The following is a 23,093-nucleotide window of genomic DNA, read 5'->3' as shown; positions in this document are numbered from 1 at the left end:
CAAACACATTTATCCAAGGAGATGCTTACTGTGGATTTCTATATTGTCGATGTATTTGCGGAACAAAAATATCAAGGCAATCAACTTGCTGTCCTTCTGCCGAGGCAGGAACTGACAACGACGGAGATGCAACAGATTGCCAGGGAAATCAACTTTTCCGAGACGGCTTTTATTATGTCGGACAAACAGGAAGACAGCGGCTATCCTGTTCGCATTTTTACCCCGGACATGGAAATTCCTTTTGCGGGGCATCCTTCCCTAGGAACAGCATTTGTCATTCATCACCGGCTTGATCCACACCGAAGCAGACATATTAAACTGAATCTCGGAGTGGGACAGATTCATGTAACCATCGATGAAGATTCGGATCATGAGCTATGGATGAAGCAGAAGCAGCCTGCTTTTGGGGATGCGCTTGAACCCGCGATAATTGCTGATTTGCTTCAAATTAATATTAAAGAGATTGATACGCGGTTCCCGATTCATGTCTCCTCCACAGGCCTACCATCCGTCATTGTCCCTTTAAGAAGCCTGGAGGCTGCTCAAGCCTGTGCCATTGACCCTAGAAAATATAAGGCGTTCCTGAATGATGTGGCAAATGCGAATCTCCTTGTGTTTACGGCTGAAACACTTTATGAGCAGAATGATTTGCATGTACGGGTATTCGTCAATGATACGGGATACTATGAAGACCCCGCTACCGGCAGCGCCAACGGAAATCTGGCAGGCTACCTGTTAAAGCACGAATTCCTGGGGAGTAGCGAGATTCGGCTTCGCGTGGAGCAAGGATACGCTGTTGGCCGCCCTTCCCTCCTGCACATCGATGCAGCAATGCGTGGCGGCGCTTACGATATCAACGTGGGTGGGCAGGTATTCCTCGTCGCCAAGGGCGAATGGCTGTAGTGCCGCAAAAACTCATCCAGCCATACGTGGATCATCAGCGATAAAAAGCTTCTCACTCACCACAAGCGAGTCCCCGACGTTCCTAATTTCAAGAAGTTCGTGCAGCGCACGCCAAAGGGCACGCTATAATGGCGAAGATGGCGAAGACGAAGCTCTCCAGCCCCTTAATGAAGTTAAAGCTATCTATTCTCAATGGAATAGATAGCTATTTATGCTTGCTTATTTTCCAATAGCTCGACGAATTTTGTGGCCGCCGGCGATAGGGACACGCTTTTTATATTGCATACGCCTATACTCCTCCCGGGAATATCCTCTAACAGTTGAGCTTCATATAGTAACCCCTTCGATAGATATTCTTGGGAGAACTCCCGTGTCACACACGCGACTCCTAAGTTAATCTTGGCAAACTGCAATAATAAGTCATGTGATCCCAATTCAAACTCTGGCGCAATCTTGATCCCCTTCGAGATCATATAGTCCTCGACATAAATTCGGGAATTTGATTTCGTTTCCAGAAATATCAGCGGTAGCTTCACTAATTCCTGAAGACTGATCGGCTGAGACAGGATTTCCGCAAACCTCTCTCCATAAACAAACGTATCCTGGATATCAAAGCAGGGTCTCACTTCCAATGAGGAATCGTCAATGGGCAGGTTGCATATAGAAATGTCTACCTCGCCTGATTTTAAAATCGAACAAAGTTCTAAAGTCGTCCCATTTACAATATTAAATTTAATATTAGGGTATTTATTATGGAAGGCCTCCAAATAAGGGAGCAGGAAATACCTGGAAATCGTATCCCCTACACCAATTTTCAATTCGCCGGCCGTTAAGTTTTGGAATTCTAGTATCTTTTCCTCCCCCGTCTGCAGCAGATTCATGGCTGAATTTACGTATTCAAAAAGCAGACTCCCTTCATCAGTCAAAGATGCCCCTTTAGGCGTCCGATTAAAGAGTCGTGTATTTAAATCCTTTTCTAGCTGCATGATTGCCTGACTAACCGCCGGTTGGGTCATATACAGCTCTTTAGCTGCTTTGGAAAAGCTTGCGCTCTTCGCGACCTTATTGAAAACTTTGTATAAGTCTAATTTGCTTATCATATAACCACACCTTATACCCTATATTCGATATATTAATTTAACTTATACCACTTCACTGATGTATATTACAAGTAGGTGGTTAGATAATGTAGATAAACTTTATCATCCTAAGGAGCTGAATGTTTTGGAAAGAGTAGTTGGAACAGTAGTTAGAGGTCTCCGTTGCCCAATCATCAAGCGAGGGGATAATATAGAGAATATCGTTGTAGATAGCGTGCTGCAAGCCGCTCAAGTTGAGGGCTTCCCAATCCAAGATAAAGATATTGTTTCGATCACAGAATCCATCGTCGCCCGCGCACAAGGCAATTACGCGACGATCGACCATATTGCCAAAGATGTTCAGTCCAAATTCGGCGACGAAACGGTCGGCGTTATTTTTCCTATTTTAAGCCGAAATCGCTTTGCTGTCTGTCTCCGTGGCATTGCCAAAGGGGTTAAGAAGATCGTGCTCATGCTGAGCTATCCATCCGATGAGGTGGGAAATCACTTAGTCGATCTCGACATGCTTGACGAAAAAGGCGTCAATCCCTGGACCGATGTTCTGACAGAAGCGCAATTCCGCGAGCTCTTTGGCTACAATAAGCATACGTTTACAGGCATAGACTATATTGATTACTATAAATCATTAGTGGAAGAACAAGGTGCGGAATGCGAGGTTATTTTCTCCAACAACCCGAAGACCATTCTAGACCATACCAAAAATGTATTGACTTGCGACATCCATTCCCGTTTAAGAACAGCTAGAATTCTCAAAGCAAATGGCGGGGAGAAAATATATAGTCTGGGCGATATTCTAGCAGAATCCATTGATAACAGCGGATTTAATGAAGAGTACGGCCTGTTGGGGTCTAATAAGTCTACGGAGGATGAAATTAAGCTCTTTCCACGCAACTGCCAGCCGACTGTCGATAAGATCCAGCAGATTTTTAAAGAGAAGACCGGTAAAAACGTGGAAGTCATGATTTATGGTGATGGTGCCTTCAAAGATCCTGTGGGGAAAATATGGGAGCTGGCTGATCCAGTTGTATCTCCAGCTTACACTTCAGGGCTTGATGGAACACCAAATGAAATCAAGCTGAAATATCTCGCGGATAACAACTTTGCTGATTTAAGCGGCGACGAGCTTAAGCAGGCCATCTCGGAATACATTAGCAATAAAAATGATGACCTTGTCGGCTCGATGGAAGCCCAAGGCACTACGCCTAGAAAGCTTACGGATCTCATCGGCTCCCTCTCCGACCTGACCTCGGGAAGCGGGGATAAAGGTACGCCGATCGTCTATATCCAAGGCTATTTTGATAACTTTACAAAGTAATGGGCTAGCATTGGCTAAGAAATAATCCCTAACTCAAACAGAGAGACAACCGTGCGAAAACCGCTGGTCGTCTCTCTTTTCAGTTACACCGCATCATAATTATAACGCTGACCACATAATCGTATATTCTATGATGCCCTTCTCTGCATCAATGATCTTACCTTTTCCTAGAATAGAGCTATGCATGCAGCTCAACCGAAAGGCCTTCACCACCAAGAGCAAGCGCCCTCGATGTTGATTCATGCAGCTCTCGGATAAGAGCTGGGTGTTCTAATAAGGACACGCCGTACGAGGGTATCATTTCCTTGATTTTCGGTTCCCATGCTTCGATATGCTGGGGGAAGCATTTGGTAATGACCTCAAGCATGACAGACACTGCGGTGGATGCCCCCGGAGAAGCGCCGAGCAATGCGGCGATCGAGCCGTCGGCAGAACAAATGACTTCCGTACCGAATTGAAGCGTGCCTTTGCCGGCATCCGTGTCTTTAATCACCTGCACACGTTGGCCGGCCACTACCAGATCCCAATCCTCGATGTTGGCGTTCGGGATAAATTCCCGCAGCTCTTCCATCCGTTTTTCCTTCGATAACATTACTTGCTGGATCAAGTATTTGGTCAATGGAACATTCTTCGCGCCAGCCGATAACATCGTAACGAGATTATCCGGTTTTACGGAGGTGATTAAATCGAACATGGAACCGGATTTCAGAAACTTTGGCGAGAAGCCGGCAAACGGCCCAAACAACAACGACTTTTTGTTGTCGATATATCTTGTATCCAGATGTGGAACCGACATCGGCGGTGCACCCACCTTAGCCTTTCCGTATACTTTGGCATGATGCTGCGCAACGACGTCTGGATTATTGCACGCCATAAATATTCCGCTGACCGGGAATCCTCCGATATGCTTTCCTTCCGGAATACCGGATTTTTGCAGTAAATGGAGACTCCCTCCCCCGCCGCCGATAAAAACGAATTTAGCAGTTTGACGTAAGACGGTGCCGCTATCGACCTTCCGTACTTTCAGTTCCCACAAGCCATCGCTGGTGCGTTTAAGTTGTTCTACGCTATGTTTATATTTTATATCGACATCATTATTCTTTAAGTGATCAAACAATAATCGCGTCAAAGCGCCAAAGTTGACATCCGTTCCACATTCCATTCTCGTTGCCGCTATAGGCTCATTGGGTAGGCGGTTTTTCATCATCAGCGGAATCCATTCCATCAACTTCTCCCGGTTCTCCGAAAACTCCATTTCCTGAAACAGAGGGTTTCTTGATAGCGCTTTAAAACGCTTCTTCAAAAACATTACATTCTGCTCTCCCTGCACAAAGCTCATATGAGGCAATGGTGCGATAAAATCCCGCGGATTGCGAATCAGACTGCTGTTCACTAAATAAGACCAAAACTGCATGGAAGCCTGAAATTGCTCATTAATTTTGATCGCTTTGCTAATATCTACCGATCCGTCCGATTTCTCGGTGGTGTAGTTAAGCTCGCACAGCGCGGCATGCCCCGTACCTGCATTATTCCATTCGTTAGAGCTTTCCTCTCCTGCACTTGCAAGCTTCTCAAACACTGTAATTTCCCAATCCGGTACTAATTCCTTCAGCAGCGTTCCCAAAGTTGCACTCATAATTCCGGCACCAATTAAGATAACATTTGTATTTTGTCTGTTACTCATTCTTACCGTCCCTTATATGCTAAAATTTGCAGAAAGGATGTAGGCGCTCCTGCATAGGCGTCACAGCAAGCCAGGCGGAACCTAGTCACACACCTTTTCTGGATCGATTATTATCTGATCCTAGTGTAACAATATTATTGATAGTTTTAAATATTTATTTACTATAATATGATAAATTTTAGCTAATTAGAATTAAAGATTGATGCCTTGTCGCAAAATATGACAGCTGCAACTAAAAGACGACCTTTCTATTTCAGACTCAGAAGGGTCGTCTTTTAAAATTCTTTATTTTATCATGTATAATCAGTTATCCTTAACCAGTTCATTCAGCGCTTCATGAATCGAAGTAAGCGGACGACCGAGCAGCTTTTCAAAATCATTGCTTTCGACCTCCAATGTGCCTTCCCGAATGCCCTTTTGAATCTCAACGAGCATCGGGATGACGAAGTCCGGCACACCCGCTTCCTTCATGATGTTGCCGTAAGCCGTATCGTCCACCTGCTGCACGGGAACTTGCTTGCCGAGGACGGTTCCAAGCATGGATGCGAATTCCTCCTGCGTAAGCAGTTTACCAGACAACTCATAGGTCGTATGCTCATGCCCTTTTCCTGTAAGAACTGCCGCTGCTGCGTCCGCATAGTCCTGCTGAACTGCCCAGCCTACTTTTCCGGAGCCTGCCGATATTACCCATGGTGCTCCTGCCAATACGCCTTGGATGGTCGACAATTCATTTTCCAGATACCAGTTATTGCGCAAGAAGGAGTAAGGAATGCCTGTTGCCAAAATCATTTCTTCTGTTGCTTTGTGAGTCGGAGCTAGGAAATTCTTGCTCTCCCTTGCGTTTGCTACGCTAGTATAAGCAATGAACTTTACTCCGGCACGCTTTGCGGCATCCACCGCATTTCCGTGTTGACGAATTCTTGTTTCGTTGTCCCCGTCTGCAGAAATGATCAACAAGCGGTCAATTCCGGAGAATGCAGCATCCAATGTATCTGGATGATCAAAATCCCCCTGTCGAACTTCGATGCCGAGTCTTTTTAACTCTGTTGCTTTCTCCGGATTGCGAACACTAACCGCCAGTTGATCTGCCGATACGGTTTGCAGGAGTGTATTTACCACTTTTGATCCCAGTTTGCCTGTTGCGCCTGTCACTAAAATTTTCATTTTGATTCCTCCGTTTTAGTTGTAATTTGACTAGTTATAACTATAGTGGTTACAACTGGTGTATAAGAAAAACGTCTATCGACGTTATTCAAAGATGATTTGTGGTCTATTGAAATTTAATAATTAGATCATCCAAAGTAGTCTGAGCCAGCCTTTGCTCCATGACGGATTGGGCGTCTCTCAGCTCCGTCTGCAGGACATGTTCAATATTCCGTCCAACCGGGCACTTGATATTGGGCTCATCATGAATGCGGAACAATTGATCCTTCTCCGTCGCGTTCACAGCACGGTAAACATCAAGGAGTGTAATTTGGTCGGGACTTTTAAGCAAAGAAGCGCCGCCTACCCCTGGGCGGACGTCTACTAACCCCTCCTTTTTTAACATCCCAATAATTCTTCGGATAATCACGGGATTCGTATTAACGCTCCCCGCAATGAAATCTCCAGTACAGTCATTCGGGCTCATGGCAATTAAGGACAGGGCATGCACTGCAATTGAAAAGCGCGTACTAATTTGCTTCATTTGTATCACCACCGTTGTAACCATTATAGTTACTTCGAAAAACAATGTCAATTCGCTAATATTCCAAACTTCTAATATAAATAAACTGGAAGCACCTGATCCAGGATCAGCTCATCTTCTTTAACAATCGAGTCATAGGCCAGAATCTGCACCCCATGACGCGACGCCTCCAATAAAGCATTCGCAAAGGCAGGATCCATTTCACGGTTGGGCATAAAGGCGTGGCAGCCTTTCATTTGTACAACGAACAGGATTGTACCAGAGTAGCCTTCATGTATAGCTTGGATCAATTCCAATACATGTTTCGTTCCCCTGGAGGTCGGCGCATCTGGAAACAACGCTATTCCATTGCTCTCAAGGGTTACGCCTTTAACTTCTACAAATCCCTTCCTACCATCTTGTTCAACATAAAGATCAAATCGGGAATTCTTATAAGCAACTTCCCTTCTTATCGAAGGCAATCCGCCAAATTCCTTGATCCTCCCCTCTTTAAACGCCTCAAAGGCAACTGTATTCGGAGCTTGAGAATCAATATTAACCCAAGCACCATGTTTAGCGGCGGCGATCAGTGAATACCTTGTCCTGCGATTCGGATTATCACTCCGTTCCAGCAAGACTTCCGCCTCCGGTTGAAGCAGCTCCTTTAAGCGGCCGGTATTTTTGATATGTACCTGTTCCTTAAGCCCATCAATAATAACCTCGGCAATGAATCGATTTACACGCCTGACCAATCGGCCATGGACAACCTTGCCATATTTCATAGGTTCACCTTCTACTTCTAAGCATATCATCTCCGCACGTCAGAGCGATTTATTTATAGTCTACCAGATATGCCAATAGCCACAACTCCTCGTAGAGGAGTTATGGCATCTTCACCCAATTTAAATACACGCCTGGACTGCCCCACACCCATTTCAATAATTCACTTATTATAAATGGATTTGTGGTCGTTAGTCTTTACGGTATAGAAGGAATTGTAGATTTAAATGGATTTCATGATTTTAAAAGAAGGGGTATGGCTGATCATGGCACGATTCTTGATTTTAGGCGCATCAAATCCATCTATTCTCTGAAACATTCGTTTCGAGCCTAATTAGATACATGCAATCCATCTAATGTGCAGCAGCGTAGTACACGTAGCTTATGTGAGATGAGCTACATACAAGCCTTTTCTAGAGAAAAGGGCCGAAGCTTCAGCCCCTTCAACTGTTGCCACAGCTCATATAACTAATCGTCCACACTCTCTTGAACTTCCTGCAACTGCCCCTTCACCTGCTCTAACTGCTCCCTGTTTTGCTCAACGATATCCATATGCTCATTGTGTTGCTCTGCATTCAGGAGTGCGTTTTCTGCATGAGAAATTGAATTAGATGCATGCTCGACTGTAGTATCCTCCGGATGCGACATCGCTTGCTTTACTGCACGATCTGCCTTTTGAACCGAATAGCCCAGCAGAGTGCTTGGATGATCCTTTTTCCAACTTTCGCCTGAGTGCTTAGCCAATTTATACATCATTCCTTTGCCAATAAGATTAGTCATCCTTGGCATAGTATTGTAAGTAGTTCTAAAAATATGCATTCAAGCACTCTACCACAGATGAGAAGGATTCATCCACCAGCGCTAAATTTCACACCGCACTATGCTATGCTACGACTGCATTTCGTTCTCGATCCGTTTCATGAACTCATCAACAGCACTGTAGCCGAGCTGCTTAAGGTACCAATTGTTCGCCGCCGCCTCAATCAGACCGGCGACGTCACGTCCCGGCTGAAGCTGGACTTCGATATGTGGTATCTTAACGCCTAGATACTCCGTGAACTGGGACTCCACCTCCAGCTCATTATTCAAAGAATTCTCCTGCCATGGAGCTAATTCAATATCGAGTACAATTCGCGTCTCGTCCTGAAAAGCCCTGCGTCCGTACTGGCGGACAACATTAATCAGGCCAACACTACGCAGCGCGAGAAACTCACGCGTGGTCTCATTATGTGTCCCGAGTAGTGTCGCTGGACCAAGCTTCTTAAGCACCACAATGTCGTCGGCTACGAATCGGTGGCCTCTGCGGATGAGCGTATGGGCTGTTTCGCTTTTGCCAATCCCTGATTTGCCTCGGAGCAAGATACCTATGCCTGATACATTTACACACACTCCGTGGATCGATATTTCCGGCGCAAGCGCCTTGATAAGATAGCTGTCCAGCTTGGCGATAAATTCCGTCGTTGTCTCCGCCGTCCGCAGCAGCGGAATGCCCTCCTGCTCACAGAATAGGATCAAATAGGGGATCTCCTGCTGCCCTGACGTCACAATAAAGCATGGCGGATGATATTTAACGATATTTCCGATATGTAGCTTGCGCTCCTCTACGCTAAGCGTCAATAAATAGGTAATTTCCTTGCGGCCGAGCACCTGAACTCGGTTCATAGGAAAAAAATCAAAGTACCCTACAAACTCCAGCCCAGGCCTGTGCGTTCGTGGACGGGTAACTTCGCGATCCATGCGGCTCGCTCCCGCAAGAACCTCCAATTGAAATGTATCCTTCAATTTTTGAACAGTGATCGTCTTCATGTCGTACTCCTCCTGCGGCTAAGGCGCCCTGAATACGCCTGATATTCAATACGCGATCTGGGATATATTCAACACTCGGTAGGCTTGTTCCTGCAAGTTATAGTCTTTAGAAGGGGATTTGCGGAACAAACGGGCGAATGGAGAAGTAGTTGGCGGAGCATGATATCAACTTGTCCGCGCGTTATGTAGACTATATTTTTGCACTTCAAAAGGGAAGCTTATTGCAGAGGGCGATATCATGTTAATCATGAATATAGTTCTTAAAAAGGCTGTAACGAAAAAAACTGACCATGCAGACTTAAGTTTTGCAACGGTCAGTTTTTATTAGTTTGTTGGTTAAACTTTTTACTGCCACGATTTGCGATACAGTTCAGTTTAGATTCTTCTTCGCCAGCTGCTGCTCCGCAAGCCGAACCATTTCCCTGACCATGGAGCCGCCAATTTTACCGCCTACCTGACCGACCGACTCCGTCTTCAAATCGCCATTCCCCCCAGGCTGTAAAGGAACCCCTAGCTCCTCGGCTACTTCATATTTGACATCGTCTGGCCGATTGGGATCCACAGTATATCCTTCGCGCCTCATCACGTCTGCTTTAAAAGCCTGCATGCCTTCTTCTGCTCCTGGCACGACATATCTCCTTCTTCTCCTTGCCATTTCGATGAACACCCCTTATGCTTTTTCCCTAACATGCCCGGAAGCCGCAACAATCATTCTGATCCACTTCTTTTGTGCACACTGACCTTTATCGTTAATTCGTGAAAAATAGAGCCATCCATTTCCACACCTCGATTATTCGCTTTTACAAATAGTACAGTGCAGCAGACACCTCTTTTATTTCTGACTTTCCCGCAACTCCAAAAAGTAACCGGTTATTCAATCATAAATTCAACATCCGTCTTATGTTAGCTACCTCTTCATCATCAGGCTCCTGTCCACCGTATCTAACCCGGTAATAAAGCTTGATTAGCGGCGCTATAGCGGCCTTGTGGCCGGCCTGCCCAGGCTTCCTTCTCTGATCCTTCTTCTTATCATCATGGAGCAGCATATCCCGAGTCATTTCCAACGGAGTAAGCCCAGGCTTCCATTCATAGCCTTCATTGAGCCTGGCTAAGAGAAAATGCCGATACAAAAAGCGTACTCTCTCTGGATTGCTGTGCATATCCTCGTATCGCTCCTGGCGCTTGCCGAACCAGGCCAGCGCATCCCTCCATTGACCCCATTTCTGCCGCTTTTCCTCCCAAGAGAAGATCGAGCTCTCCTCATCGCGATAGCCTGCGCTTTCGCCAGCCCGATCCTGTCGGCGCAGCAGGGCCAGCAAGCGGTCGATACTCCGTTTCCAGACGCCCCCTGTATTTTTATACAACCAATAAAGTACAAATACGACTACGGCCGCAACCACTGCGCCGCCGATCAAATAGAAGAGAATATCCAGAATCTGCGATAACAGACCCGGCTTTTGCGCTTCCCCCGGAATAAACATCATCGGTGGCTCCTGGACTTCTGCCGGCCGCGGCGCCTCCGGTTCTCCGGATGATTGCGTAATCCAGGCGACGATATATCTGATGATTTCCAGCAGCATATGACCGATCCAACGCCCAGCCCCCGCTGCAAACAGAACAATGAGTCCAAAAATGATGATGATAAAAAAGGTATTATGCCGGCGCAAGCCCCTTGGCAGCGGAGACGCTGATTCATTAGCCAACGTTGTATAACGCAAGTATTTAAAATTTGTCACGAGCAGCGCAATCCCCAGGCAGGCCGCACCCAGCCAAGTAATCAGACCAAGCTCTCCACGCAGCAGAGCAATTCTTGAATAAGCGATTCCAGCGACAAAATATAGCGCAGTCCCAAACCAGTACAGCCTGGCTTCCCCTACCCGTGAGGCAGCCGTCATCCCTTGCAGCGCAAACATCGCCGCGCCGAGGCCGATCATGGAGGACAGTCCCCCTGCTCCAGTTCCTATAAAAATAGCGGCACACGCAGCACCAATCAGGACTGCGATCCCAAGCTTTTTCCACAAAACCGGTACATAACTGTAAATAGCTGCACCGAGAGAAGAAATAAACGGCAGGATCACCATCCAGCCTAAGGGCAAAAACCGCGGGCTCAGCAGGATAACTGCAGCAAGATAGAGCGGCATCAGCACCACTATCTCGCCAAGGCAGGACAAGCATAGTTTCAATGTTCTTATTATGTACGTGTTACCCCCATTTTCCATTAGAAATGCCCTCCATCGCCGTCATTTCCACCATATTCCTATGGCTTTTAGTGAGTGCTCTACAAAAGCATTGCAGCTTAATTAAAACATAGGTTCGATTTCGGGAATAATCATCCATTCCATTCCGTTTCCCCGCCACAACAGCTGATCGGCTGCCTTGCTCAGCTTCTCGCCCTGATGGCAGGTAATCAGTAAATAATCCGTATCTACGGGCTCCTCACTTAGCACCTCTTCGAGCAAGGTCGGCATGGAGACCGTTCGGTCGAGAACCAGTCTGGCCAATGTCGTCAGCAAGAGCTCAAACTGGCCCGCAGCAGCGGAGGGATCGATGCGGACAGATTGTCTTGGTCCATCGATTAGATGACCATTGCAGATGAAGCCCGTCTCAATCCCGCTGCGCAGCGCCTGATCAGCCACGGTAGCCGCATACCTGATCCCTAGCTCAATCCGCTCCGGATCATTAATATTGCGCCACATTGTATCGCTATCCTCTAGATTGAGACAGATGATTAACCGATGATCGGCCGTATAGTCCCGCTTATGAACCTGCAATGTTCCCGTGCGAGCGGTGGCCTTCCAGTTGATCGATCCCATGGCATCTCCAGGACGGTATTCGCGGATCCCCGAGGTCAAGAACGGATCCTCCACAATCCAGCGCTGCACTGCCAGTTCCCCAATCCAGCTATGATTCGGCAGGGGCAGTTCCTGCAAAGCCAAGATTTGTGGATAGACCAGCAGCTCCAGATGAAGCGGAAATTTCTGTGCCTTGGAGCTTAGCCCTAGCGGATCGCCTGTCGTCAGCGTAGCCGAATCGAGGCGGAAGAGGCCGCGCCCCGCGCATATCACCTGATGATGTCTCTTGATCCGGCGGTAAGGGCGGAGATAAAACAGACTAATATGGTTCTGATAAATATCACCGGAGTAAATATCCAGGTTAGCCTGGTCACCGAACCGGAGCCCAGTTTGGATGCTCGACTCCAATCGCAGCCAGGGGAGCGGCAGCCATTTCGCATTGGAGATAACCTCCACCATTTCAACCGTATCCCCCTCGAATACCGCATCCTTTGTGAAGTAACGGGTATAAGTAAGCCCTCTCAACGCCCCTCGCTGATACACGAGCGACAGCACTACGATCAGAATGCAAGCGCTAACAATCAACCAGGTTAATTGCATGTCTCCACCTACTTCCCTCTTCCTGTCAGTATATCCTCCGCAGGAACCTCCACTTCACTAAGCACTTGACGCACTACAGCATCTCCTTGCTGATCATCAAGGCGGAGTCCGCGGCGCACCAACAAACGATGGGCCAGCACCGGCTCGGCAACCCGCTTGATATCATCCGGCGTGACATAATCGCGGCCTTGAAGCAGAGCGATTCCCTGCGAGGCACGTAGCAAAGCATTGCTCGCCCTTGGGCTAGCGCCCAGCCTCACATCAGGATGTCTACGAGTCGCCTCGGTAAGACGAACCATGTACCCCAGCAAATCCCTGGACACGTTGATTCCGGCCACAAACCGCTGCGCAGCAGCAACTTCCGCACCAGCAGCTACGGGGCCTAACTCCTGCAACGGACTTTGCACCTGGAACCGCTGCAGGATGTCTACGCCCTCCTCAAACGAAGGATAACCGACCTCAATACGCATCAGGAAGCGGTCAAGCTGAGCTTCGGGAAGCGGGAACGTTCCCTGGTTATCGATCGGATTCTGAGTAGCCATAACGAAGAACGGTCTGGCCAGTTCATGGGTCACGCCGTCTATCGTTACCTGCCGTTCCTCCATGCATTCCAATAGACTGGACTGGGTTCGCGGTGTAGCCCGGTTAATCTCATCGGCCAGCAATACTTGAGTGAACACTGGGCCTGGTCTGAACTCGAACTCACTCGTCTTCTGGTTATAGAAATTGATTCCGCTCAGATCAGAGGGTAATAAATCGGGGGTAAATTGGATTCTCTTAAACTGTCCGTCCAGTGAACGAGCCAGAGCCTTGGCCATGAGCGTCTTTCCCGTCCCAGGCACATCCTCCAGCAGCACATGTCCGTTGCCGAACAAGGAAGCCAGCAACAGTTCAATCACTTCTTCCTTCCCTACGATCACTTGGCTGATATTGGCATGAATTTGCTTCGATATCGATACTGCTTCCTGCAGGTTCATCATTCCACCGCCTTAATAACTAGAGTTATGTATATTTTTCTTTCTATTATTATAACAAAAAGCCCACTATGTCCTCTATTTATGATGCCAAGTACCAACATGTGTGCTTATATACAGAAAAATGAGGGCTTGTAGAAACCTATCATGGTCTACTGCCCTCGATGTGTTAAATAATTTTTATTACGCTGCTATAAAGAACTGTAATCGGTGATACACCGAAGACAATCCTTTAAGTTTTGTTTTATTTTTTGGCAGGGGGAATAATATAGGTAGTCAGGATGAACTACGGCTTGCCTTTTTTACCTACATAATAGGTTTCCGCAGGCCCCAGATAGCTGTCTGCAGGTTTCTTCCCTTCTGGATAAATGACCAGCTTTTCCAATACAAACCCTGGACTTACAGCAAAAATCCTTAATGTATTCCGCCCTTCCCGGCAATGGATTCCCGTGCTGTGCCTGCGAATGTGATCAAGTACGCCCTTGGCCCAATTCCCGTCATCTACCCGATACCCCTCAGGAAGTGTATTGACTACGCTGATCTCTTCCTCATTGACCTGGATCGCGCACAATAACGTCCCTTCATTTGTCACTGGATTAGACGGCTGCATATAGAGCTCCACTTCATACTCTCCGCCTTCTTGTACCCAGAAATGATATTCCAGATAGGGAGCGTCTTCACCGGCCGCAAAATATTCTGTTGTTGGAAAAGCCTTCACCGCGGATAAGGTCTTGCCATATCCGTGAATTACCTCAAACCTGCTAACATTCCCATTCGCCTTGGCGGCTTCCTTGTTTAGAGCATAATGTTCGGCTTCTATGGAAATATACCCGTTCGTTTCCACAAAGGTCATGTTAGGCAGCTCATTAAAATCAGGGCTAGACGCGTTTACCATTATTGTACAAGTACCTACCGGCATTTCAATAACAATATGGCCTTCGGTCTCACCATTCATTGCGCTGCGGTTTATTTTTACCTGAATGACTTCCGTGGTTTTCTTTTTTCCGTCCAGGCTCCCGCCTGTGCTAGAACACGCCAACCATGAATGATTACATGTAATCTTATACTCCGCAGGTTGATCGCTGATGCTGGAAATCGTAAATGAAGCTTCCCCCACATCCGGCTGTAAAAAATCATTCATAACTAATTTATTGATATGCCAAGCGCTTCCTTCACTCCGCTGAGTTGTTCCATTTACATTTACCAATAATCTAGGTTTATTCGCGGGCAAAACATGCATGAGAATCGGATTCTGGGCTTCATCTTCATTCCATTGCGTAAAGCCAATATGCTCAGAGAGCCCCATGCCGTACCACCTGCCATGATCTATCGCATGGAACTGCTCCACAAGCTCTCTATCTTTCTTCATGCACTCTCGAATCTGCTCCGCAAGCTTGTTGGCTTCCATTTCCCCAAGCTTGGCTTTGTAATGATTTTTACCGGTGAGCAGCCACATTTTCTGCAAATTGAGGTTCCCGACTGCTGGATAGTAGACTAGCGCAAAATAAGCCGGCAAATTCGCTTCATCCACCGTCTCAACCAGCTCATTCGCCAGCTCTAACAGGTGATCGATTCGATGCAGCATATCATCCGTTTCCTTGTAATTTACCGGGTGATACACATTTGAATTCATATGTTCAGGTCTGCGCTGATGGGCAATCCGGGTATAACCTGTCATCAGCTCAAAGATCTTCTCCATCTCATCCTCATGGAACACGCCGGCAAACTGCTTGTGAATCCATTGCTTCGTATATAGATCCGTCTTGTTGATGGCCTGCGTTCCCCATTGCTCAAAGTCATAGGCCAAGTCCAGGAAATACGACAGCGGAAATTCTTGCGTGCTGATATCCCCCACATTGACGATCCAAAGATCACGAACCCCGAAGTCATAAGCCATTGTCATCTGTTCCCAGATTTTCGGGAGGTAGGAGCTGTTGATCCATTCATATGAAATCGGCCCGCCATGGTAATCAAAATGATAATACATCCCATAGCCGCCTTTATGGCTGCGCATTTCTTCCGTTGGCAGGGTTCGGAGATTGCCGTGATTATCGTCGCAGAGCATCAGAATGACGTCCGCAAGCTCCTCGGAGTTGATCAATCCCGGAGTTGTTTCATCTCCGTAAAAGAACGGCTCAACTTCTTTATATAAAGCCAGCATTCTTGGTACTTCGGATAGGTTGGAATGAACCTGTTCCTGAATCAACTGGTTCTGGGTCTGCAATACCTCTCGCAGCAGCTGGATATTATCCGCCAGCGTAGCTTCATTACCCATGATGGCCGTATCCGCTTCGCCCCGCATCCCGACCGTAATCACGCTCTCATATTTGCCGCTCCGCTTCAGGCCGTCTTCCCAGAACTTCGTAATCCCTTCACGGTTCGTGATGAAATTCCAGGCGTCTCCATAAATCGAATCCTTTCCGCGGACATATTTATACTCCTCTCCATAACGCAAGCAAGGCTCATGATGAGAAGCTCCCATGACAACGCCGTATTCATCCGCCAATTCCGCATTAGCCAGGCCAGGGCCATCATCATAGAAACGGGCTGACCACATCGCCGGCCAGAGATAATTCCCTTTTAATCTCAGCAGTAGTTCAAACACATGCTCATACATTTCTGCATTAAACCCGCTGAAATTTTTCATCGTCCAATTGCCAAACGCCGGCCATTCATCATTGATAAAAAAGCCGCGAAAACGAACAGAGGGTTCCTTAGAGATATACTTTAAATCCTCAAGTAAAGAAAAGGATGCTTTGCGCTGCGGCTTTACATTTGCCCAGTCCACCAACGGAGAAACCCCAAGCCGCTCCGATAGATGAAAAAGACCATAGATCGTACCGCGTTTGTCGCTGCCTGCAATGACCAAGGCTTTTTCAACGCCTTCAAAGGGACGATCAATGACCTGAAATAAAAACACTTCCCTCTTTCCCCGGATTTCTGACAAATTAATCAGTTGTTTCTCTTCCAGATCGAGCAGCATGGGGCTGTGGCCCACGGTTCCATACAGAATAGCATTCTTCCCAAGCTGATTTCTGTCTGTGGCGGCTTGCGGTGCATAACCAAACACCAGCTCCACATCAACCATCACCCTTTGGGCTATCTTATTCACGCCGCTGAAAGCTTCCTCTTCCCGGTAAAACAATGCCTCTGACATGGGTGTGCTGCCGTTTGAAGCGGTTGCATTTCTTAGTATTTCTTGAGAAATCGTGAATACCATAGTAACTTCCTTTCTGCTGCTGTTTTTTATCCAGTTAAGCTCTCTGCATTTAATTACAGCAAAGTATACATTAGATTAGTTGTTAAAAGGTATATACTAATTTAAGAAAAAGGCTTGTAAATTAAACAAGTTTTGCTTTCCTCTATCAAACCTGAAAGAATAAATTCATACCTACATAAAGGAGAACTAGGAATGACCGAAGTATCAAATTGGAAAACAGGCGCTTGTGGACATAAATTTATAGCTTCCTTTAGCGGAGGAAAGGACAGCACCCTAGCCTTGTACAAAGCGATGAAGGCTGGAGAGGCCATTGGACTTATCGTGATGTTAGAAGAAGACGGGTACCGCTCCCGATCCCATGGCTTGCCTCCAGCGCTCTTGCAGGCTCAAGCGGAGTCCATAGGTTTACCCCTATATACCGCAACCTCAAGCTGGGCAGATTACGAGGAGAATTTCATCCGTTTGCTTACAAACGCTAAAAATCAAGGGGCAGAGGCGTTAGTAACCGGTGATCTGGATATGCCTGAACACGGGTGCTGGCACGACAAGGTGACAAAGAATGCTGGATTAAAGCTTGGCATGCCTCTATGGGAAATGAATCATCGAGACGTTGTTGAAGAATTCATTCAGCTTGGATTCGTTACAGTTGTCGTTACAGTGAATGTATCGTTAGGCATGAAAGAAGAGGATCTAGGGCGCGTGTTGACTCTGGACTATGTGAAGGAGCTCGAAGCTCGCAGGATCGACCCCTGCGGAGAAGGGGGCGAGTTCCATACCGCCGTCATCGATGGCCCCCTATTCCACAAGCCAATCTCCATAAGCAAAGGTGAGATCATTCGTAACGGAGAGTATGCTTTCCTGCCGCTGGAGCTGCATGAACTTGGGGTGGGATAAACCCCATGGTCGAATATGAACAGATATTGCAACCAAGTTTTAGAACCATCCGTGGCGGTTTAAGGGCCATCCTTTGTGGATGGCCCTTTCAGTAGTTCGCTTTCTTCAACTATGGGTAACCGTTAACATTCCCTTAGAAGCCGCCTCTGGAATGTATGATTTGGCCGGTAATCCATTGGGAATCGTCGCTTGCCAGAAAAGCGATAAGTCGAGCCGCATCTTCCGGAAGACCAATCCGGCTCATCGGAGATTGCGACAGCACTGCATTCTTCACCTCATCGGACATCCAGCCGGTGTCGGTAGGACCGGGATCGACCGCGTTGACCGTAATGTGAAGCGGTGCCAGCTCTGCGGCCAGGGATTCGGTAAACACGGAGATGGCCCCTTTTGTCGCTGCATAGGCAAGATTGCCAGGCATAGGGCCCTTCCCTTGGCCGGAAGTGAGGTTAATGATTCGTCCTCCGAGTACACAACTAGAGGAACGAGCGTTGTTCTCGGCCTCGAGCATGCGTGCAAATTCGGCAGATAACATGAAGGTCCCCCTCATGTTTACAGCACAGTGAGCGTCGATAATAGACTCGCTTAATTGGCGAAAATCAGCATCAACACTATACGTCGCATTATTGACGAGGATCGTGGGAAGACCTACCCTTTTCCGAACCTCCTCCAACAAATAGGACGCGGAACCCGGTACGGCGAGATCCAATTTCATATGAGCAGCTTGAACGCCCAATTGTCGCAGTTCACCTACGAATGAATCGGGCCAATTCTCATCGGCATCCTTCGGATAAAATTCCTTCTCGTAATCATACAAATGTGTAAAGAACAGGCTCACGCCATCGTTAGCCAATGCCCGGCAAATCGCAGCCCCAATTCCGCCTGGACGACTCGCCCCCGTGACGATGGCAATTTTATTGTGCAATTTGGTCATTTTCGATATACCTCCCGTTAAGAGGAGACGAGAGCGCCCTTGGAGATGGATTCATCCCGCCGCTAAACAAAAAAGCGGATACCTCAAGTATCCGCGCAACAGGTAGTTCGAACGGTTGCTCGCGTTCCTTGAAATGGTTGAAGATCGGCATGATGAACCGGAGTAATGATCCTTTCCATTACCAGATTCACGCGATCGGATTCAATCAAACCATTACAAGGATGTCCACATTAGCCTGCGAGTCCCCTTTCCCCCATCTCCATATCTTGGATTATAGAATAAACATAAAGTCACATCAAGGATTAATGTACAACACTGCCCGTTCAGCCTATTCAATTGAAGTTTAGAACTCGTCCTCGACCCGATCAAAATTTAGACCACCCGAACATCGGCCTCAAAGACTTGTGAAGGTAATAAGCCAATACGGTCGCCCAGGTCCATGAGCTACGGTTGTTCTGGATGTATTGATCGTTGATGATATAAGTCCGAGTGGAAGTAGGGCTCTTCAGCCCGAACTTCTCCCACTCCGCTGGATCATTTGAGCCCCTGAGCCTTGCCAGCATATCCGCGGATTCTCTATTTATGTTGTCCATTAACTGCTCGTATGCTTCAGTAATTTGCACATGAAATTCATCGATGGGATTACGGCTGGCAAGGCTCTCCAAGTGAATGCCTTCGCGAAGGTAAGAAACGTAGGCCAGATGGTCAGCCCAGAACTTATCGATATAAAAAAGCCGTACCCGCTGCTCCGAAGGGCTCATCGGCTGCTCGCCTTTCAAAATTCCGAGCCGCTCCTTGTAAAGGATACGCCTCTGATCCTCTACCATATCCGAATAACAGTTCAGCTCCTGGTGGATATCGAAGTTTTGGCCCATAACAATATGTTGAATACTCGTGATTTTGCTGCGGAGCCCCGGCTTTTCGAGTGCCTCATCCTGCCTGGGAGCGCGAACCGTTTTATGAGTACCGAACCGCAGCAGCAACTCATCCTCCAGGCTTACGAAGAATATGGAAGCTCCAGGGTCGCCTTGGCGACCCGAACGCCCGCGCAGTTGGTCGTCGATCCGCACGCTTTCATTCACATGGGTACCAATGACGTACAACCCGCCCAGCTTGGCGACATCTGCTGCTTGCGTGGGGTTGCCGCCGCCGAGCCGAATGTCGACGCCGCGTCCCGCCATATTCGTAGACACCGTCACGGCGCCGATTTCTCCCGCTTTGGCCACGACTTCGGCTTCTTCTGCGTCGTTTTTCGCATTCAAAACATGGCAAGGTACACCAGCAGCTGCCAGCGCCTCCGCCAGCCTGTCAGACTCCTCCACGCTTGACGTACCAATCAGAATAGGACGTCCTCCCCTATGGACGGACAAAATTTCTTGGATAAGCGCCTTAAATTTGGCTTCTTTATGGGTATAAATCCGGTGCGGATAGTCGATTCGTATGTTTGGCCGGTTCGGCGGGATTGGCACAACCTGAAGCCGATAAATATCTTCGAAATCCATTGCAGAAGCCTTGGCGGTAGCCGTCATCCCGCAAATCCTCGGATACAGGCTGATGAAATGCTGAAGAGTAATCGTCCCTAGAATTTTCCCGCCGGCTGTCCACTGCAGCCCTTCTTTGGCCGCAAGCGCGGCTTGCAGCCCGTCCGGCAAATACCTGTTCTCCGCCACGCGGCCGGTATATTCTTCGATCAGCTCGATTTTACCGTCCCGGATGATGTAATCGACGTCTTTTTTAAATAATGATTCTACATGCAGCGCGCAATTTAATGACGATAACAAATGACTATTATGGCTATCGTACAAATTGCCGCATCCCAGCAGCGCCTCCGCTTTCGTAGCGCCTGCTTCAATTAAATAAACGTTCCGCTCGAACTCGTCCAAGTCGTAATGCTCATCTTGCTCGAGCTGCCGAGCCACTTCTGCGAAACGAATGCCGTCGTCACCGGAAGATCCTGGCTCGCCAGCGATGACTAGCGGCACCCGCGCTTCATCAAGAAGCAGCGAGTCCGCTTCGTCGACGATGACATAGTGGAAAGAACGATGCACGGTATCGGCTAAGCTCAGCGCGATCGTGTCGCGCAAATAATCAAATCCCGCCTCTTTGGCCGTAACATAAGTTATATCCGCCGCGTACGCTTCCCGTTTCTCGGACAAGCTCATGCCCGCTTGCACCGATTTTACCGTTAACCCGAGGAAACGATAGATGGGGCTCATCCATTCCGCATCCCGATTTGCCAAGTAATCGTTAAAAGTCAGCACATGAACGCCTTTGCCAGTTAGCGCATTTAGATAAGCAGGCATAACCGCAGAGAGCGTCTTTCCTTCACCGGTATGCTGCTCGATCAAAAACCCCTCGTGCAGGGCAATGGCAGCCATGATCTGTACATCGTAAGGCTGTAATCCAAGCGTCCTCTTCGCTGCCTCGCAAACTAGCGCATAAGCATCGACAAGCAGCTCGTCCAAAGGCGTACCCGATTTTGCTTCCTTTTTCAGCCGGAGAGATTCCGCTTGCAGCTGCTTTTCATCCCCTGCTTCCAAATTCCGTTTTCGGATGAGCTCCGCTTTGTCCCGGTAGCCTTTCAACCTATGTCGGTTATCGCGGTCTTTGAATTCTTGCATCAACCTGACAGCTAAATTCATCGGAATTGGATCCCTCCTTCCTACTCATCCTTTAACCGTCGTTGATACAAAACAACAGATATAAACGTTAATACACTCGTCCATGCTAAAATAATGAGGAGGGGTTTTAATAAATCTCCCATCGTAGAGCCTGTACTGCTTACACCTAGCAAATGCACAAGTTGAATGCTTGGTGTGTAACCCAGCACTTTGAAAATCGGAAAATCATCCGCTAATAACATTCCTCCATATGGTGCCCCAATGAATACGACCGCAGCAGGAATGATAGAAAATGATGCGTCAAGCAAGGTCTTGGAAAATAAACCACATATCGTCCCGACTGCTGTATATAAAAAAATCGAAACAATGGTTGCTGCCACAAACGCCCCTATACTTGCTGGCTCATAGCCTAATATATATGTAGAAATAGCCAGAACAACAGCAGACATGACAAAAACTAACGAACTTTTACCGATTAAAACGTCCATGGTTGTGGCCGGAGTCATCATTAATGATCGTAATGTGTTGCGCTCCTTTTCCTCCGCAATCAAGCAGGCTTGTGCAAAACACGTTAGCATCACAAATGAAGTATTAAAAACCAAGCCGATAGCTCCAGGCAATAACTGGTCTGCACCTCGAAAAAGAAGTGCGAAGAGTATTGGAAAAATCAGCATAATAGAGACCGCATAATTGCGTGAAAACTCTTTGTAATCCTTCACAAATATCGCCCCGGCACGTTTTAATGAGATACTCATAGTAACTCACTTCCTGTCATTTTAATAAAGATTTCACCTAGACTTGGCTCTTTTGTCTCTAATCGATCAATTAACCCTAGTTTCATCCAATCGGCGATTTGATCAGCCGTTTCCTCATCGATCGGGAGCTCGTAGGCTTCCCCATTGATTAAGTCCACACAAACTACGTTTTCTCGATGCTGTTTTTTTAGTTCCTTGGGTGAGCCGATGGTTTGGATTTGTCCTTGATACAAAATCGCTATACGGTTACATATCAATTCTGCCTCAGCCATATCATGCGTAGTTAAAAAAATCGTTGTCCCTCTCTCATTTAAGTTGCGTAAGCCTTTATAAATATGGGCTGAGTTTACGGGATCTAAAGCCGAGGTAGGTTCATCTAAAAATAATAATTCTGGCTCATGGATAATCGCACATGCCAAAATGACACGCTGACGCATTCCTTTCGATAAGCGATTGACTTTCTGTTTGCGCTCTTCGCTTAAGTTAACAAACTGCAGCACCTTATCAATCGACGATTTAGGAAGATCATATAGCTTACGATACAGCTCCAGATTTTCCTCAATCGATAATCTCTCATATAGACCGCTGTTATCCGTCAAAATGCCAAAGCGCATCTTCTGGGCAGACTGATGCATCATTTCCGCTGGCTGGTTAAATACACTTGCCTGTCCGCTTGTCGGATTTAATTGCGCCGTTAAAATCTTTATTAATGTCGTTTTTCCCGAACCACTCGGTCCTAGGAAACCAAAAATCTCCCCTTTTGAAATGGAAAAGGACACATCTGATAGCGCATCCTTATTTCCAAATTTCTTTCGAATATGTTCTACTTGGATAACATCCATGACACCACTTCCCTGGAGTTGATGCCTTAAGCATATAATGATTGCCTGTTTCCAGCCATCAAAAACCGCTGAAATGTAGCTGTTAACGCCTGAATGGTACCATGGAATTCTTGATTGGTTCGATATTACCCCGGAAATGGCATATGCTCACAAAGTTATGTTTGCTACTCAGACTGGCATATGCTTACGAAGCTATGTTCTTCGCAAACA

19 protein-coding genes are annotated in these 23,093 nt (G+C 47.2%); 3 read left to right on the top strand and 16 right to left on the bottom strand.

Annotated elements, in window-relative coordinates:
* Positions 1 to 21 precede the first annotated feature (21 nt).
* Positions 22 to 903 carry a PhzF family phenazine biosynthesis protein gene (locus tag CZ379_RS05350; RefSeq protein WP_324616357.1) on the top strand — a complete coding sequence of 294 codons (882 nt, stop codon included), beginning with the start codon at positions 22 to 24 and terminating at the stop codon, positions 901 to 903.
* A gap of 209 nt (positions 904 to 1,112) precedes the next feature.
* Here the strand turns inward: CZ379_RS05350 and CZ379_RS05340 are convergent, their stop codons facing one another.
* A complete protein-coding gene (locus tag CZ379_RS05340) occupies positions 1,113 to 2,003 on the bottom strand; it encodes a LysR family transcriptional regulator (protein WP_110930716.1) in 891 nt (296 codons plus the stop codon).
* Positions 2,004 to 2,127: 124 nt separating this feature from the next.
* Between CZ379_RS05340 and CZ379_RS05335 the strand changes: the two genes are divergently transcribed.
* Positions 2,128 to 3,318, top strand: coding sequence for a coenzyme F420-0:L-glutamate ligase (locus CZ379_RS05335; RefSeq protein ID WP_110930715.1), 1,191 nt, complete (start codon positions 2,128 to 2,130; stop codon positions 3,316 to 3,318).
* A gap of 178 nt (positions 3,319 to 3,496) precedes the next feature.
* On the opposite strand, the gene CZ379_RS05330 is transcribed toward CZ379_RS05335, so the two are convergent.
* The 11 genes from CZ379_RS05330 to CZ379_RS05280 all read right to left on the bottom strand — a co-directional run bounded on the left by CZ379_RS05330 (position 3,497) and on the right by CZ379_RS05280 (position 16,840).
* Positions 3,497 to 5,002 (bottom strand): malate:quinone oxidoreductase, encoded by a 1,506-nt coding sequence (locus CZ379_RS05330; protein ID WP_110930714.1) that lies wholly within the window; start codon positions 5,000 to 5,002, stop codon positions 3,497 to 3,499.
* Positions 5,003 to 5,305: 303 nt separating this feature from the next.
* On the bottom strand, positions 5,306 to 6,166 hold the full coding sequence (locus CZ379_RS05325) for an SDR family oxidoreductase (protein ID WP_110930713.1): 861 nt from the start codon (positions 6,164 to 6,166) through the stop codon (positions 5,306 to 5,308).
* Positions 6,167 to 6,272: 106 nt separating this feature from the next.
* Positions 6,273 to 6,689 carry an Rrf2 family transcriptional regulator gene (locus tag CZ379_RS05320; RefSeq protein ID WP_110930712.1) on the bottom strand — a complete coding sequence of 139 codons (417 nt, stop codon included), beginning with the start codon at positions 6,687 to 6,689 and terminating at the stop codon, positions 6,273 to 6,275.
* 71 nt (positions 6,690 to 6,760) lie between these two features.
* Positions 6,761 to 7,450, bottom strand: coding sequence for a DNA/RNA nuclease SfsA (sfsA, locus tag CZ379_RS05315; RefSeq protein ID WP_110930711.1), 690 nt, complete (start codon positions 7,448 to 7,450; stop codon positions 6,761 to 6,763).
* Positions 7,451 to 7,916: 466 nt separating this feature from the next.
* Complete coding sequence (locus tag CZ379_RS05310; RefSeq protein WP_199925795.1) at positions 7,917 to 8,192, bottom strand: DUF2564 family protein; 276 nt, start codon at positions 8,190 to 8,192, stop codon at positions 7,917 to 7,919.
* 144 nt (positions 8,193 to 8,336) lie between these two features.
* Entirely contained in the window at positions 8,337 to 9,254 is a 918-nt protein-coding gene (hprK, locus tag CZ379_RS05305) for an HPr(Ser) kinase/phosphatase (protein ID WP_110930710.1), read from the bottom strand.
* Between the two features lie 370 nt (positions 9,255 to 9,624).
* A complete protein-coding gene (locus CZ379_RS05300; RefSeq protein ID WP_110930709.1) occupies positions 9,625 to 9,909 on the bottom strand; it encodes an alpha/beta-type small acid-soluble spore protein in 285 nt (94 codons plus the stop codon).
* A gap of 223 nt (positions 9,910 to 10,132) precedes the next feature.
* Positions 10,133 to 11,473: a DUF4129 domain-containing protein gene (locus CZ379_RS05295; RefSeq protein ID WP_110930708.1), complete on the bottom strand. Its 1,341-nt coding sequence runs from the start codon at positions 11,471 to 11,473 to the stop codon at positions 10,133 to 10,135.
* Between the two features lie 81 nt (positions 11,474 to 11,554).
* Positions 11,555 to 12,646 (bottom strand): DUF58 domain-containing protein, encoded by a 1,092-nt coding sequence (locus CZ379_RS05290; protein WP_110930707.1) that lies wholly within the window; start codon positions 12,644 to 12,646, stop codon positions 11,555 to 11,557.
* Positions 12,647 to 12,654: 8 nt separating this feature from the next.
* Complete coding sequence (locus CZ379_RS05285) at positions 12,655 to 13,623, bottom strand: AAA family ATPase (RefSeq protein WP_110930706.1); 969 nt, start codon at positions 13,621 to 13,623, stop codon at positions 12,655 to 12,657.
* A gap of 283 nt (positions 13,624 to 13,906) precedes the next feature.
* Complete coding sequence (locus tag CZ379_RS05280; protein WP_110930705.1) at positions 13,907 to 16,840, bottom strand: glycosyl hydrolase 115 family protein; 2,934 nt, start codon at positions 16,838 to 16,840, stop codon at positions 13,907 to 13,909.
* Between the two features lie 192 nt (positions 16,841 to 17,032).
* On the opposite strand from CZ379_RS05280, the gene CZ379_RS05275 reads away from it, so the two are divergent.
* Positions 17,033 to 17,734 (top strand): Dph6-related ATP pyrophosphatase, encoded by a 702-nt coding sequence (locus tag CZ379_RS05275; protein ID WP_110930704.1) that lies wholly within the window; start codon positions 17,033 to 17,035, stop codon positions 17,732 to 17,734.
* 133 nt (positions 17,735 to 17,867) lie between these two features.
* On the opposite strand, the gene CZ379_RS05270 is transcribed toward CZ379_RS05275, so the two are convergent.
* The 4 genes from CZ379_RS05270 to CZ379_RS05255 form a co-directional block, all read right to left on the bottom strand.
* Entirely contained in the window at positions 17,868 to 18,665 is a 798-nt protein-coding gene (locus CZ379_RS05270) for an SDR family oxidoreductase (RefSeq protein WP_110930703.1), read from the bottom strand.
* Between the two features lie 365 nt (positions 18,666 to 19,030).
* On the bottom strand, positions 19,031 to 21,307 hold the full coding sequence (locus tag CZ379_RS05265) for a preprotein translocase subunit SecA (RefSeq protein WP_110930702.1): 2,277 nt from the start codon (positions 21,305 to 21,307) through the stop codon (positions 19,031 to 19,033).
* A 20-nt stretch (positions 21,308 to 21,327) separates the two neighbouring features.
* Complete coding sequence (locus CZ379_RS05260; RefSeq protein WP_110930701.1) at positions 21,328 to 22,041, bottom strand: ABC transporter permease; 714 nt, start codon at positions 22,039 to 22,041, stop codon at positions 21,328 to 21,330.
* Positions 22,038 to 22,883 carry an ABC transporter ATP-binding protein gene (locus CZ379_RS05255; protein ID WP_110930700.1) on the bottom strand — a complete coding sequence of 282 codons (846 nt, stop codon included), beginning with the start codon at positions 22,881 to 22,883 and terminating at the stop codon, positions 22,038 to 22,040. The genes CZ379_RS05260 and CZ379_RS05255 overlap by 4 nt, the downstream gene beginning before the upstream one ends.
* Positions 22,884 to 23,093: the final 210 nt, after the last annotated feature.

Origin of the sequence: Paenibacillus bouchesdurhonensis (assembly GCF_900155685.1) — a bacterium.
Taxonomy (GTDB): domain Bacteria; phylum Bacillota; class Bacilli; order Paenibacillales; family Paenibacillaceae; genus Fontibacillus; species Fontibacillus bouchesdurhonensis.
This window is presented reverse-complemented; position numbering and strand designations above follow the sequence as displayed.